The organism is Ciceribacter sp. L1K22 (assembly GCF_017599385.1).
GTDB lineage: Bacteria > Pseudomonadota > Alphaproteobacteria > Rhizobiales > Rhizobiaceae > Allorhizobium.
Genome location: NZ_JAGFPK010000001.1, coordinates 3,217,508 through 3,231,335 on the forward strand (window position 1 = coordinate 3,217,508; position 13,828 = coordinate 3,231,335).

10 protein-coding genes are annotated in these 13,828 nt (G+C 60.4%); 4 read left to right on the forward strand and 6 right to left on the reverse strand.

Annotated elements, in window-relative coordinates; translation table 11 throughout:
• Positions 1 to 8 precede the first annotated feature (8 nt).
• The 4 genes from urtD to urtA form a co-directional block, all read right to left on the reverse strand.
• Positions 9 to 773, reverse strand: a complete 765-nt coding sequence (gene urtD, locus J5J09_RS15995; RefSeq protein ID WP_208552173.1) for an urea ABC transporter ATP-binding protein UrtD — start codon at positions 771 to 773, stop codon at positions 9 to 11.
• Positions 770 to 1,942 (reverse strand): urea ABC transporter permease subunit UrtC, encoded by a 1,173-nt coding sequence (gene urtC, locus J5J09_RS16000; RefSeq protein WP_208552176.1) that lies wholly within the window; start codon positions 1,940 to 1,942, stop codon positions 770 to 772. Before urtC ends, urtD begins: the two co-directional genes overlap by 4 nt.
• A complete protein-coding gene (gene urtB / locus J5J09_RS16005) occupies positions 1,939 to 3,546 on the reverse strand; it encodes an urea ABC transporter permease subunit UrtB (protein WP_208552178.1) in 1,608 nt (535 codons plus the stop codon). The genes urtC and urtB overlap by 4 nt, the downstream gene beginning before the upstream one ends.
• Positions 3,547 to 3,745: 199 nt before the next feature.
• Complete coding sequence (urtA, locus tag J5J09_RS16010) at positions 3,746 to 5,035, reverse strand: urea ABC transporter substrate-binding protein (protein ID WP_208552185.1); 1,290 nt, start codon at positions 5,033 to 5,035, stop codon at positions 3,746 to 3,748.
• A gap of 240 nt (positions 5,036 to 5,275) precedes the next feature.
• Here urtA and J5J09_RS16015 point away from each other — a divergent pair, with 240 nt between their 5' ends.
• From J5J09_RS16015 to J5J09_RS16030, 4 genes are all read left to right on the forward strand, one after another.
• Complete coding sequence (locus tag J5J09_RS16015) at positions 5,276 to 5,830, forward strand: biliverdin-producing heme oxygenase (protein WP_208552188.1); 555 nt, start codon at positions 5,276 to 5,278, stop codon at positions 5,828 to 5,830.
• Entirely contained in the window at positions 5,831 to 8,386 is a 2,556-nt protein-coding gene (locus J5J09_RS16020) for an HWE histidine kinase domain-containing protein (protein ID WP_208552191.1), read from the forward strand.
• A gap of 110 nt (positions 8,387 to 8,496) precedes the next feature.
• Positions 8,497 to 11,883, forward strand: a complete 3,387-nt coding sequence (locus J5J09_RS16025) for an ATP-binding protein (protein WP_208552193.1) — start codon at positions 8,497 to 8,499, stop codon at positions 11,881 to 11,883.
• Positions 11,876 to 12,793, forward strand: coding sequence for a response regulator (locus J5J09_RS16030; protein ID WP_208552195.1), 918 nt, complete (start codon positions 11,876 to 11,878; stop codon positions 12,791 to 12,793). Before J5J09_RS16025 ends, J5J09_RS16030 begins: the two co-directional genes overlap by 8 nt.
• 30 nt (positions 12,794 to 12,823) lie before the next feature.
• Here J5J09_RS16030 and J5J09_RS16035 read toward each other — a convergent pair whose 3' ends face one another.
• Entirely contained in the window at positions 12,824 to 13,381 is a 558-nt protein-coding gene (locus J5J09_RS16035; RefSeq protein ID WP_208552196.1) for a hypothetical protein, read from the reverse strand.
• Between the two features lie 191 nt (positions 13,382 to 13,572).
• Positions 13,573 to 13,828, reverse strand: a 256-nt coding sequence (locus J5J09_RS16040) for a hypothetical protein (protein WP_208552197.1), incomplete at its 5' end; no start/stop codon positions are given.

Consider the following 13,828-nt stretch of genomic DNA (forward strand, 5'->3'; position numbering starts at 1 on the left):
CCTCATCATTACCGCCCCAGATAGTTTTCGATGACCTTCGGATCGCTCGACACGAAGTCGATCGACCCCTCGGCCAGAACAGAACCCTCGGCGAGGCAGGTGACCTTGACGCCGAGATCGCGGATAAAGCCCATGTCGTGCTCGACGACGACGACCGACCGGGTCTTGGCAATTTCCTTGAGCAGCACCGCCGTCTCCACAGTCTCCGCATCCGTCATGCCGGCCACCGGCTCGTCGACGAGCAAAAGTTGCGGCTCCTGCGCGAGCAGCATGCCGATTTCCAGCCACTGCTTCTGCCCGTGGCTGAGATTGGCGGCATAGTCGTCCTTCCGACCGGTCAAACGGACCGTTTCGAGGATTTCCTCGATACGGCCCTTGTCTTCTGGCGACAAACGATAAAACAGCGTGGCGAAGACACCGCGCTTGCGGTTGAGCGCTAGTTCAAGATTGTCCCAGACGGTATGGCTTTCGAACACCGTCGGTTTCTGGAACTTGCGACCGATCCCGAGCTGGGCGATTTCGGCCTCGTCCTTCTTGGTCAGGTCGACGGTGCCGTTGAAGAACACCTCGCCCTCGTCGGGACGGGTTTTTCCGGTGATGATATCCATCATCGTTGTCTTGCCGGCGCCGTTCGGGCCGATGATCGCCCGAAGCTCGCCGGGCTCGACCACGAAGGAAAGGGAGTTCAGGGCCTTGAATCCGTCGAAGGAGACCGAGACCCCATCGAGATAGAGAAGGCTGGTAGGCTTCTGGTTCTGGATCGTCGTGTTCATTCCGCCGCCTCGCGCTTCATCTCGACACCGATGCCGGCCTCGGCCGCCGCCGACGCCTTCGCCGCCTGGGCATAGTCCTTGCGCCGGGCCATAGCCTGCTGGACCGTCCCGACAATGCCCTTCGGCAGGAAAAGCGTAACGGCAATGAACAACCCGCCCAGCGCATAGAGCCAGAGTTCCGGGAAGGCGCCGGTGAAATAGCTCTTGCCGGCGTTGACGAGAACAGCGCCGATGATCGGGCCGATCAGCGTTCCCCGTCCTCCGACCGCCGTCCAGACGACGACCTCGATCGAGTTGGCCGGGGCAAATTCGCCCGGATTGATGATGCCGACTTGGGGCACGAACAGCGCCCCGGCAATGCCCGCCATCATGGCCGAGACCACGAAGGTGAAGAGCTTGATGTTTTCAACCCGGAACCCGAGGAAGCGGACCCGGCTTTCCGCATCGCGGACGCCGACCAGCACCTTTCCGAACTTGGACCGCGTAATCGCAGAGGCGAGCACGAGGCAGATGGACAGCATGATCGCAGAGAGCGCGAAGAGCACCGCACGCGTTCCGTCCGCCTGCACGTTGAAGCCCAGGATCTCCTTGTAATCGGTCAGACCGTTGTTGCCGCCGAAACCCATGTCGTTGCGGAAGAAGGCGAGCATCAGGGCATAGGTCATCGCCTGGGTGATGATCGACAGGTAGACGCCGTTGACACGGGAGCGGAACGCGAACCAGCCAAACACGAAGGCGAGCAGCCCGGGAACGAACAGCACCATCAGCATGGCAAACCAGAACATGTCCATCCCGTGCCAGAACCAGGGCAGTTCCTTCCAGTTGAGGAACACCATGAAGTCTGGAAGGATCGGGTCACCATAGACGCCGCGCGAGCCGATCTGCCGCATCAGGTACATGCCCATGGCATAGCCGCCAAGCGCGAAGAAGGCGCCGTGGCCGAGCGAAAGAATACCGCAATAGCCCCAGACCAGATCGAGCGCCAGCGCCAGCAGCGCGTGGCAGAGATACTTGCCGAACAGCGAGACGGCATAGGTCGGAATGTGGAAGGCGCTCGTCTCGGGCACCAGCAGGTTGAGCGCCGGCACCAGAAGCGCGAAGGCGAGGAGGATTGCCACCGCGACGACGATCTTGCCTTCCAGCGCGCGAAGAATGAAGCCGGTGATCATGCTTCCACCGCCCTTCCCTTGAGCGCGAACAGGCCGCGCGGTCGTTTCTGGATGAAGAGGATGATCAGGACCAGGACTAGGATCTTGCCGAGAACGGCACCGACCGATGGCTCGAGGAACTTGTTCAGCACACCGAGAGACAACGCGCCGACCAGCGTGCCCCACAGATTTCCGACACCCCCGAAGACCACCACCATGAAGCTGTCGATGATGTAGCTCTGCCCAAGGTTTGGCGACACGTTGTCGATCTGTGAGAGCGCAACACCCGCGATCCCGGCGATGCCGGAGCCGAGCGCGAAGGTGAGCGCATCGACCCAGGGGGTGCGGATACCCATGGAAGACGCCATCCGGCGGTTCTGCGTCACGGCGCGCATGTTGAGCCCGTAGGCGGATTTCTTCATGACGACGAGAAGGGTGAAGAAGATCGACAGGGCAAAGACGACGATCCAGAGACGGTTCCAGGTGATCGTCATGCCGCCGACCGGGAAGGAACCCGACATCCAGCTCGGATTGCCCACTTCCTGGTTGGTCGGCCCGAAGATCGAGCGGATCGCCTGTTGCAGGATCAACGAGATGCCCCAGGTGGCGAGCAGCGTTTCAAGCGGACGACCGTAGAGAAAGCGGATCACCCCGCGCTCGATCGCAAAGCCGACCGCGCCGGTGACCAGGAAGGCAACCGGAAGTGCGATCGCGAGCGACCAGTCGAAAAGGCCGGGATAACTGGTGCGAATGACCTGCTGGACGACGAATGTCGAATACGCGCCAAGCATCACCATCTCGCCGTGCGCCATGTTGATGATGCCCATAACACCGAAAGTGATGGCAAGCCCAATGGCTGCGAGCAGAAGAACCGACCCGAGAGAGACGCCATACCAGACGTTCTGCGCCATGTCCCAGAAGACGAGCGTATCTTCGATGGAAGCAATTGCCGCCTCCAGGTCGGGGCGAAGTTCTTCATCGGCCGAACCGAGAGCGCCACCCAGAACGGAAATAGCGTCGCGGCCACCCTTGCTTTTCAGAGTCTCGATCGCTGCGCGCTTGTCTTCGATCGGGCGATCGGATGTCAGCAGCGATACGGCGCGGGCCTCTTCCATGCGCGCCTTGACCTCTGCATCGGTCTCCTTGGCAAGCGCGGCCTCGACGAGGTCCAGATTTTCCGCGCTTGGCGACTGCAGAACTTGCTGCGCGGCTTGCAAACGAATGGCGCGGTCAGGGCTCAGCAGTGTGAGACCGCCGAGCGCGGACCTGATGGCACGTCTCAGGTTGTTGTTGACCTTGATCTTGGTGACTGCCGATTTTGCAACCTCGGCGACGCCCTCGCCGGTTAGCGGATCGATCAGCGACAGCTTTGATCCAGCCGGCTTGGCGATGAAAACGACATTGTCCGACTTGCGGAAATAGAGATCGCCCTCGGCGAAGGCTTCCAGAGCCGGCACGACGCGGGTATCCCCGGTCGCGGCAATCTGCATAAGAAGGTCTTCGGCCTGCTTGAAATTGGCCTTTGCCAGTTGATCGATCAGCGACTTCGGGTCAGCGCTCTGCGCCAGTGACGGCGCGGCCAACGACAGAAAAAGGAAAAATAGCGTGAAGAAACGGATGAGCATTGTCTTGTCCCCCGGATGACGGGCGGTGGAGCGCAGAATGGCCTCTCATCCGCCTGCCGGCACCTTCTCCCCGTCAACGGGGAGAAGGACGATTGTCGCGCCCTCACTGGCCACAGCCGGCATGTCTCCCGGCCAAATCCCTCTCCCCGGTTGCGGGGAGAGGGTCAAGGTTGAGAGGCTGAGAGCAAAGATCAGCCGATCAGCTGCCCTTGCCGCCGCACTTGCCGGTGGCGACGTTGAAGTTGCCGCACTCCATCGGCTTGCGCCAATCGGAGATCAGGTCCTTCGAGTCCGGCAGGTAGTCCGACCACTCGTCACCGACGACCGAAGGCGTCTGCTGCACGATTTCGAACTGGCCGTCGGCCTGGATTTCTCCGATCAGCACCGGCTTGGTGATGTGGTGGTTCGGCATGACAGTCGAGTAGCCGCCGGACAGGTTCGGCACGGCAACGCCGATGATTGAGTCGAGAACGGCATCCGTATCGGTGGTGCCTGCAGCTTCGACGGCCTGAACCCAGGCATTGAAGCCGATATAGGCGGCTTCCATCGGGTCGTTGGTCACGCGCTTGTCGTTCTTGGTGAACGCATGCCAGGTCTCGATGAACTCGGCATTGGCATCGGACTCGACGGACTGGAAGTAGTTCCAGGCGGCCAGGTGACCGACGAGCGGACCGGTATCGAGACCGGCAAGCTCTTCTTCACCCACCGAGAAGGCGACGACAGGGATGTCTTCGGCCTTGATACCCTGGTTGGCGAGCTCCTTGTAGAAGGGAACGTTCGCGTCACCGTTGATGGTCGAAACGACGGCGGTCTTCTTGCCGGCCGAGCCGAACTTCTTGATGTCGGAGACGATCGTCTGCCAGTCGGAGTGACCGAAAGGCGTGTAATTGATCATGATGTCTTCTTCGGCAACGCCCTTCGACATCAGGTAGGCCTTGAGGATCTTGTTGGTCGTCTGCGGGTAGACGTAGTCGGTGCCCGCGAGAACCCAACGCTCGACGCCTTCGGTCTCGGCCAGATAGTCGACCGCCGGGATCGCCTGCTGGTTCGGAGCGGCACCGGTGTAGAAGATGTTGCGCGAGGATTCTTCACCCTCGTACTGGACCGGGTAGAAGAGGATAGAGTTCAGCTCTTCGAATACCGGAAGAACAGACTTGCGCGAGGACGAGGTCCAGCAACCGAAGACGGCGGCGACCTTGTCCTGGGAGATAAGCTGACGAGCCTTTTCGGCAAACAACGGCCAGTCCGATGCCGGGTCGACGACCACGGCTTCGAGCTTCTTGCCAAGGACGCCGCCCTTCTTGTTCTGCTCTTCAACGAGCATCAGCATGGCGTCCTTCAGCGTCGTCTCCGAAATCGCCATCGTGCCGGACAGCGAATGCAGCACGCCGATCTTGATCGTGTCTTCCTGGGCGAACGCGCCATGGAAGGCCGTTGCCGACAGCATGGCGGCAGTCAGCGCGCCGATGAGATGTGACTTGAGTTTCATTGCTTGAACCCCTCTCCTTGTTTCGCAACTGGTGGGTTAATGCGTTTTAACCGTTGCTGAGGGGACTATCCGACGCTGCAGTGCAAAACCGTATACGTAATTTGACGTAGGCCAGGGGGAAAGCTGCGCAGGCCGGGCGCGCCTGTTTTGGGAGACCACCTTTTGTCGTCGGCATGTCATAGTATATTGACGCTTAGGCCATCGAAGGGACATGGCATGACTTTCAACGGGAAAAGATGAATGCCGCTTCCGCGCCGCAGGCAGAATTTGAAGACACTGACCGCAGACTTGCATAAGCGACTGGACGACAAGGTTGGCGCTCTCGACAGTATCGAGGGATACGCGGCCTATGTTGAAGGAATGTTGAGATTTCGCCGTGAGATCGAGCCGAGAATAGAAGCATCCAACTTGGCTGACGTGTTGCCTGGCTTCCTTCCAATCCTGATCTCGAAGGAACTGGAGCGGGATGTTGCCAGCATCGGCGGCCGCGTACCCGCAAGCAACAACCTGCTCCCCGACAAGGGCATCGCATTCAGCCGCGATGAACTTCTGGGTGTACTCTACGTGCTTGAGGGTTCGGCACTTGGTGCCCGTATCCTCGTTCGCCGTGCGGCGGGCCTGGGGCTCGGCGAGAACTCTGGCGCCGCCCATCTCGTAAAACAATCTTCGAGCGCCGGGAACTGGAACGCTTTTGCCGCGTTATTGGAAACGGTGAGGAATGTGGACGAGGACGCGATGGCAAATGCGGCCTTGGCAACCTTTGCTACAGCACTAAGCGCCTTCGAGACCCACTAAATGCATTCTCCTCTACCTCCTCAAGCCGTCAACCTGACGAACTGCGACCGTGAGCCTATCCATATCCCTGGAAGCATCCAGTCTCACGGATGCCTTCTCGCCTGTGACGCCGTCGCTGCGCGCGTCTTGCGGCACTCGGCAAATGCCGCTGAGATGCTCGGCTTTTCGGGCAACATGATCGGCGCCAATCTGAATGACGTAGTCGGAAGCCAGGCAAGTCATGACCTTCGCAATGCTCTGGCCGCAGCGCCCCAGGCGTCGCGACCAGCACTTTTGCAGCGGGTTTTGCTGGAAAACGGCAAGTTCTTCGACGTCTCCCTCCATCGTCACGCAGGCCACGCGATCATCGAGTTCGAGGCGTGCGACGAGGTTTTCGTTCCGCTTCATCTTGCACGTGAACTGATTGGACGCATCCGGCAGGTTTCTCGAACCGACCAGCTTTTGCGCCTGTCCGCTACGCTCTTGAAGGCGGTGCTTGGCTATGACCGGGTGATGATCTACCGTTTCGACGCCGACGGCGCTGGGAAGGTCGAGAGTGAGGCGAAGCGCCCCGATCTGGAGAGCTTTCTTGGCCAATACTTCCCCGCCAGTGACATCCCGCAACAGGCACGGGCGCTCTATGTAAAAAATCCGATACGCATCATCTCCGACGCCAGTGGCAGCAGGATTCCCATAGAGCCGGTACTCGACCAGTCCGGCGAGCCGCTAGACCTCTCGTTCGCCCACCTACGCAGCGTCTCGCCGATCCATCTGGAATATCTTCGCAACATGGGCGTCGCCGCATCGATGTCGATCTCGATCATCGTTGAGGGAGCGTTATGGGGATTGATCGCATGCCACCACTACAGCCCGAAAAACCTTAGCCTCCCTCAACGCGTCGCGGCGGAAATGTTTGGGGAATTTTTCTCCATGCATCTGATCGGACTGCTGCAGCGGCAGAAGCTTGACGTCGTAACGATGGCGCGCCGCGCCCTCGATCGCTTCTTTCTTCGGGCCACCGAGTATGGGGACGTGGCGGAGCTTCTGGTCGAAGTCCTCCCGGATTTCAAATCGCTGCTGCCCTGCGACGGCATCGGCGTTCTGATCAACGGGAAATGGCATGGGCTCGGTACGACGCCGCCTGCCGATGCCATTCCATCGCTTGCGGAACATGTCGCGGCATTCGGAGAGCACAGGATCTGGGCGACGCATATGCTGGCCGATATCCACCCGCGCGCCGATGTTTATTTCCAGGATGTCTCCGGTCTTCTGGCTATTCCCCTGTCGCGCGTAACGGACGATTGCCTGATGTTCTTCCGCAAGGAACGCCTTCAGACACTGAACTGGGCAGGAAACCCCGAAAAGTCGTACGAAACAGGCCCCATCGGCGATCGCCTGACACCGCGTAAGAGCTTCGACATCTGGAAGCAAACCGTCGAGCGCCAGTCCGAACCCTGGAGCGAGGCCGACCGGGAAATTGCCGCCGCCATTCACTCCGCGACCGTCGAGGTGGTGCTGCGCCAGAGCGAGCTGATGCAGGAAGAGCGCGACAAGGCGGAAGTGCGCCAGCGACTGCTGAACGAGGAACTGAATCACCGCGTCAAGAACATCCTTGCCGTGATCAAGTCACTCATTGCCGGCCCGGCGCGCGAAAGCGCGACACTTGTCGACTACGTGACCTCGCTGAAGGGTCGAATTCAGGCGCTCTCGCACGCGCACGATCAGGTCATTCGTGGCAGTGGCGGCGGCGAAATCGGCCGGTTGCTGGAGGCTGAACTGTCGCCGTACCGCACCGATATCAACCGTCTTGGCCTTGAGGGCCCAACGGTCTTGCTGGACGGCAGAGCCTATGCCGTGACTGCCCTCGTCATCCATGAGCTCTGCACCAACGCGGCCAAATACGGCTCGCTCTCGCGCTCCGGGGGAACGTTGGAGGTGAGCTGGGAGCTGCTCGATCAAGGCGATCTGCAGATCCGCTGGACGGAAAGCGGCGGTCCGCCGGTGGACATACCAATGTCGCGCGGCTTCGGCTCCGCACTCATCGACCGCAGCATCCCCTTCGACTTGGGCGGCAAGAGCAAGGTTACCTATGATCCAGGCGGTGTGAAAGCGACGCTTGTTATACCCGGCCGCTTCCTGAGCGTGCCGCAGGACCAGACACCAAACATATCACGATCACCCGCGACGATGGGCGATACCGAAGTGCAACGGAGAACTGACATGTCCCTCCTCCTCGTCGAGGACCAGATCCTCATCGCCATGGATGCCGAAACCATGCTCGCCGACAATGGCATCCAAGACGTCGTCACCGCCAATTCCAGCGACATGGCGCTAACGCACTTGAAGACCTTCACACCGGACGTCGCGCTGCTGGATATTAATCTGGGCAGCGGCACCTCCGTTCCGGTGGCTGAGGAACTGGTTCGCCGCGGCATACCCTTCATTTTCGCAACCGGCTACGACGACCGTACCGCACTACCCCAAGAACTACTCTCGGTCCCTGTTGTCCGCAAACCCTACGACGCCGACGAACTGATCAGCGCGATCAACCGGCGGCTGGCCGACCGCATCGCCTGACACCTCGCGAACGCCGGCGTGGCCCGTGCCGCAGATCCCTTGCATTTCGTGCCATTCTCGTAACAATGCCCAATCTCTATTCAGTCTCTCGAAGGCGCTAGATTTTAGGCATGCCGGCACGTCAACGCATCATTCCCGTCCGACGCGAATACAATCGCTGGGTCGCCAACCAGACGCTTGAAGATTATGCGCTGCGCTTCACCGCCAAGAGCGCCCGCCAGTTTTCATCGAGCCGGATTTCCCAGACCGCGATCGGCGCGATCTCGTTTCTTGCCCTGGAAGCGATCGGCGGAACGATTACCATTGCATACGGCACGACCAACGCCTTCTTCGCGATCATCGTCGCCGCGGTCCTGATGCTGTTGGTCGGCGTGCCGATCAGCCGATACGCGATCCGCCATGGCGTTGACATCGACCTTCTGACGCGTGGCGCCGGCTTCGGCTATATCGGCTCGACCATCACCTCGCTGATCTATGCCAGCTTCACCTTCATGCTCTTCGCCATCGAGGCGTCGATCATGACCAAGGCGCTGGAACTGGCCTTCGGCATCCCGCTCTGGCTCGGCTACATTATCTCTGCTGTCGTCGTTCTTCCGCTGGTGACCTACGGCATACGGATGATCTCGAAGTTCCAGCTGATCACCCAGCCCTTCTGGATCGTGCTCAATATCCTGCCCTTCGTTTTCATTGCATTTCTGGACTGGGAAAAGATCGACCTCTGGCGCGCCTTCGCCGGCGTCGGCCATTCGAATGCCGGGCTTGGAGATACCGCTCCCTTCGATCTCCTCGAATTCGGTGCCGCGTCCGCCGTGATCCTGGCGCTCATGCCGCAGATCGGCGAGCAGGTCGACTTCCTCCGCTTTCTGCCGCCGGAGGGCGCGCGCAAGCTGCACCACCGTATTGCGATCTTTCTCGCCGGCTCCGGCTGGGTGGTGCTTGGCGTACCGAAGCTGCTTGCCGGCTCTTTCCTCGCCGTTCTGACTCTCTCCACCGGCGTGCCGATCGGCGAGGCGGCGGACCCGGCTCACATGTATGTGGCGGCCTTCGGCTACATGATCCCGAACGAGACGGCAGCAATGCTGCTGATGGCAGGTTTCGTTGTCATCTCTCAGCTCAAGATCAACGTGATGAACGCCTATGCCGGCTCTCTCGCCTGGTCGAACTTCTTTTCGCGTCTGACCCACAGCCATCCGGGCCGCGTCGTCTGGCTCGTCTTCAATGTAGCGATCGCCCTCCTCCTCATGGAGCTTGGCATCTATGGCCTGCTCGAGGAAACGCTCGGCATTTTCTCGATCATCGCCATGAGCTGGCTCTGCGCGATCTCCGCCGATCTCTTCGTCAACAAAAAGCTTGGGCTTTCGCCGCCCGGCATCGAGTTCAAGCGCGCTCATCTCTACGATATCAATCCCGTCGGATGCGGCACGATGCTGTTCTCGGCGAGCCTGGCGCTGGCTGCCCATTTCGGTGCCTTCGGCTCGCTGATGGCGTCGCTTTCCACCTATGTGACGCTCGTCGCGTTTGTCATCTCACCACTCATCGCGTGGGCGACGGACGGCAAGTTCTACCTCGCCCGCAAGCCGCGGCAGAGCTGGAAAAATCTCACCGGCATCACCTGCTCCATCTGCGAGCATCCCTTCGAGCCGGAAGACATGGCCTGGTGCCCGGCCTATGCCGCTCCGATCTGCTCGCTCTGCTGCACACTCGACAGCCGCTGCCACGACATGTGCAAGCCGCACGCGAAGCTCAATGCGCAGGCCGGGGTTGTCGCCCGAGCCTTCCTCTCGGATGTGCTGCTGGAGAAGTTCTCGACACGCCTGGGGCGGTATGCGCTTACGGCAATGATCTCTATTTCTATCATAGGCGGCATCCTCTCGCTGATCGCGCACCAGGTGAACGTCGCCACGCCCGACATGGCCGAGGTGGTCAACCGCACCATCACCGTCGTCTTCTTCATCTTCGCGATCATCACCGGCATTGTCTCCTGGTTCTACGTGCTCGCCCATGACAGCCGCGTCGTGGCGGAGGAGGAATCATCCCGCCAGAACACGCTGCTGCTCAAGGAAATCGCCGCACACCGCAAGACGGACGCTGCCTTACAGAATGCGAAGGAAACCGCAGAGGCCGCCAACCGGGCCAAGAGCCGCTACGTGGTCGGCCTCAGCCACGAGCTGCGAACGCCACTCAACGCCGTGCTCGGTTACGCGCAACTGCTGGAAAAGGACGAGAGCATTCCGCAGCCTCGCCAGTCCGCGATCCGCGTGATCCGCCGCTCCGCAGACCACCTTTCGGGTCTGATCGACGGGCTGCTGGACATTTCCAAGATCGAGGCCGGTCGGCTGCAGGTCTATTCCAACGAAGTGAACTTTCACGATTTTCTCGACCAGATCGTCGACATGTTTGCACCCCAGGCCGAGGCCAAGGGGCTGAACTTCATCCACGAGCGTCCGTCCGGACTGCCGCAATATGTGCGCACCGACGAGAAGCGCCTCCGCCAGATCCTCGTCAACCTGCTGTCCAACGCCATCAAGTTCACCGACGCGGGCACAGTCCGTTTCCTTGTCGCCTATCGCAATCAGGTGGCGACGTTTACCGTTTCGGACACGGGTCGTGGCATCGCCGAACGCGACCTCAAACGCATCTACGAACCCTTCCAGCGTGGTGAGGCGGACAACATCCGGCCCATGCCTGGTCTGGGCCTCGGCCTGACGATCACCAAACTGCTGACGAACACGCTGGGCGGCGAGATCGCGGTGGAAAGCGAAAAGGACAAGGGTACAACCTTCCGGGTCCGCCTGATGCTATCGACCGTAGACCGGCCGAGCACGGCGCCGGCGCCGGAGCGCAAGATCGTCTCCTACACCGGCTCGCGACGCACCATCGTTGTCGTCGACGACAACGAAGATCATCGCGAACTGATGCGCGAGGTACTTGCTCCTCTCGACTTCATTGTGTTGACGGCCAATTCGGGTCCGGACTGCCTGACACTGATAGAGGGCGTGAGACCGGACCTGTTCCTGGTCGATATATCCATGCCGGGTATGAACGGCTGGCAGCTTGTCGAGCGGCTTCGCGAGGCGGAGCAGAAGGCACCGATCTTGATGCTGTCGGCCAACATCGGCGATGGCACGGCGGCCGTCGGCACCGATGGCCACAGCGACACGATCGCAAAACCCGTCAACGTCAAGCGCCTTCGGGATAAGCTCGCCATGCATCTAGGGCTTGAATGGCTGTACGCCGACGACATGCCATCGGCGTCAACGACAGAGAAGGCGATCATAGCGAAAGGACCGGGGCGGCCGCATGTCGAGGATCTGCTTCGGCTGGCTGAAATCGGTTATGTGCGAGGCATCGAAGCCAAGCTTGCCGACCTGGCGAAGGAACCGGAAAACGCGGCCTTCACCTCCGCGGTGGGGAAGTACCTCGAGACATTCGACATGCCGGGTGCCATGCGGTATCTGAAGTCGCTTGAGGCAGAGGGGGCCAAGGACGGTGGCTGAGATTGGCGGACCGCGCGACATTGTCTTGCTGGTGGACGACAGCCCGGAAGCCTTGGGCTTTCTCACCGAGGCGCTGGAGCAATCCGGCTATTCCGTCCTGATCGCCACCTCGGGCCAGGCGGCGCTTTCGATCGTCGAACGGATCAGCCCCGACCTGATCCTGCTTGATGCCGTCATGCCCGGCATGGACGGGTTCGAAACCTGCATGAAGCTCAAGGCGAACCCCTCGGTTGCGCAAGTGCCGGTGATCTTCATGACAGGCCTGACGGAAACCGAGCACGTTGTGCACGCGCTGGAATCCGGTGGTGTCGACTACCTCACAAAGCCTATTAACATCGACGAGCTGAGGGCCCGCATCCGCGTCCACCTTTCGAACGCCCGCTCCGCCCAGAGCGCGCGCGTCGCGCTCGACGCCGCCGGGCGGCATTTGCTAGCGATGAGGTCGAACGGGTCGGTTCTCTGGTCCACGCCTCAGGCAACACGCCTCGTTAACGCCGCGACCGGCCGTGATGACGGACTGGACGCCATCTCCAGAACCGTACGACAGTGGATGGAACGTCGGCAACAGCCGGGCTTCTCGCGCGACGCATCGTTCATGGTTGATGCTGCCCCTTCGCTGCAGATGACCTTCCTTGGCGCAATCAGCAACGACGAATACCTCTTCCGCCTGACCTCCGCCACGAAACGGGATGACGACGTGGCGCTGAGAAACGCATTCGGACTCACACAGCGGGAATCCGAGGTGCTGATCTGGATAGCCAAGGGCAAATCCAACCGCGATATCGGTGAAATCCTCGGCCTGTCGGCTCGCACCGTCAACAAGCATCTGGAGCAGATCTACGTAAAGCTCGGGGTTGAGAATCGTGCATCCGCCGCGGTCAAGGCGGCGCAGACGTTGCACGAGGCCTGATTGCGCCGGGGCTCCTCAAGAGCCTAACAGCTACAATGGCCCGTAAATCCCGATCTCATCGGGAGCGCCAAGAAGTTCGGACGCATCGGCATGGTCCGCAACGGTGCCGTACTCTTTCTCAAGCGCTTTCGTCACCTTGTCGTTCGCCTCGGAATCGCGCGCGCTGTTGATGACCTCGTCGATCGACAGACCGAGCTTGTCGAGGCCGAGATCCCGCTCAATGCTGGCAATGGCCTGCTGGCCGTTTGGCTGCATCCGGATGTTGCTGAGGGCAGCCTTCATTGCCGAGACGAATTCGTTCGCGTTCGCATAGTCGTCCTTGTCGACACCGAGCGCCTTGCCGGTGCGCTCGATGAGATCGAGCTTCATCTCGGCAATGCTCTGGTGGTTGACGCTGAAAAGCCTCTCGGAAAGCTTGATTTCCGCCTTGTTCCCCTGCCCATCCGACCCGATGAGGTCAGGCAAACCGTTGGCAACGGCGATCATGGCATCGGAGACGTCGGCCGAAGCGGGCGCTGAACCGCCAGTCGAAGTGGTCTGTTGGAGAATGAGCAAAGCGGCAGAATTGGTGGTCGAAATCGAGGTCATTGCACTTCCTTCGATCGGAGCGCCATCGCGCGAAACGCCTAAATCATGGTCGTGGGATGGAATATAGCGGACCAGAAGTAACGTGAACGCGATTAAGCATCCGTTAACCCGCAGCCTGGCCCCTTGGGCCGGACCAGTGTCCGCGCCCCCATGTGGGCGGCCGAGCGTGCAACTTTCCTTCTGATACGCTGTCAGACCGATAGATGCGGCGGGAATACATACGCCCATAAAAGCAGAAAGCCCGGTCTTGCGACCGGGCTCAGACTGCTGACAAACCCGCCGATTTTTGCTTGGCGGGTTTTCTTGTTTTTAGGTGCGCGGTCAGGTGGTGTTTTGGTCTTAGGTTTTCGTGATCTTAATCGGACCTGTGCCCTTATACCCAGGCTCGGTCCGGGGCCTTGCTCACTGCCATGGCGATCTTCTTGATGTTTTGGGCGCTCGCGGCCA

What these genes read in the sequence shown, in the direction of transcription:
- urtD (WP_208552173.1), bottom strand. Translation starts at nt 773, where the DNA reads ATGAACACGACGATCCAGAACCAGAAGCCTACCAGCCTTCTCTATCTC.
- urtC (WP_208552176.1), bottom strand. Translation starts at nt 1,942, where the DNA reads ATGATCACCGGCTTCATTCTTCGCGCGCTGGAAGGCAAGATCGTCGTC.
- urtB (WP_208552178.1), bottom strand. Translation starts at nt 3,546, where the DNA reads ATGCTCATCCGTTTCTTCACGCTATTTTTCCTTTTTCTGTCGTTGGCC.
- urtA (WP_208552185.1), bottom strand. Translation starts at nt 5,035, where the DNA reads ATGAAACTCAAGTCACATCTCATCGGCGCGCTGACTGCCGCCATGCTG.
- J5J09_RS16015 (WP_208552188.1), top strand. Translation starts at nt 5,276, where the DNA reads ATGCCGCTTCCGCGCCGCAGGCAGAATTTGAAGACACTGACCGCAGAC.
- J5J09_RS16020 (WP_208552191.1), top strand. Translation starts at nt 5,831, where the DNA reads ATGCATTCTCCTCTACCTCCTCAAGCCGTCAACCTGACGAACTGCGAC.
- J5J09_RS16025 (WP_208552193.1), top strand. Translation starts at nt 8,497, where the DNA reads ATGCCGGCACGTCAACGCATCATTCCCGTCCGACGCGAATACAATCGC.
- J5J09_RS16035 (WP_208552196.1), bottom strand. Translation starts at nt 13,381, where the DNA reads ATGACCTCGATTTCGACCACCAATTCTGCCGCTTTGCTCATTCTCCAA.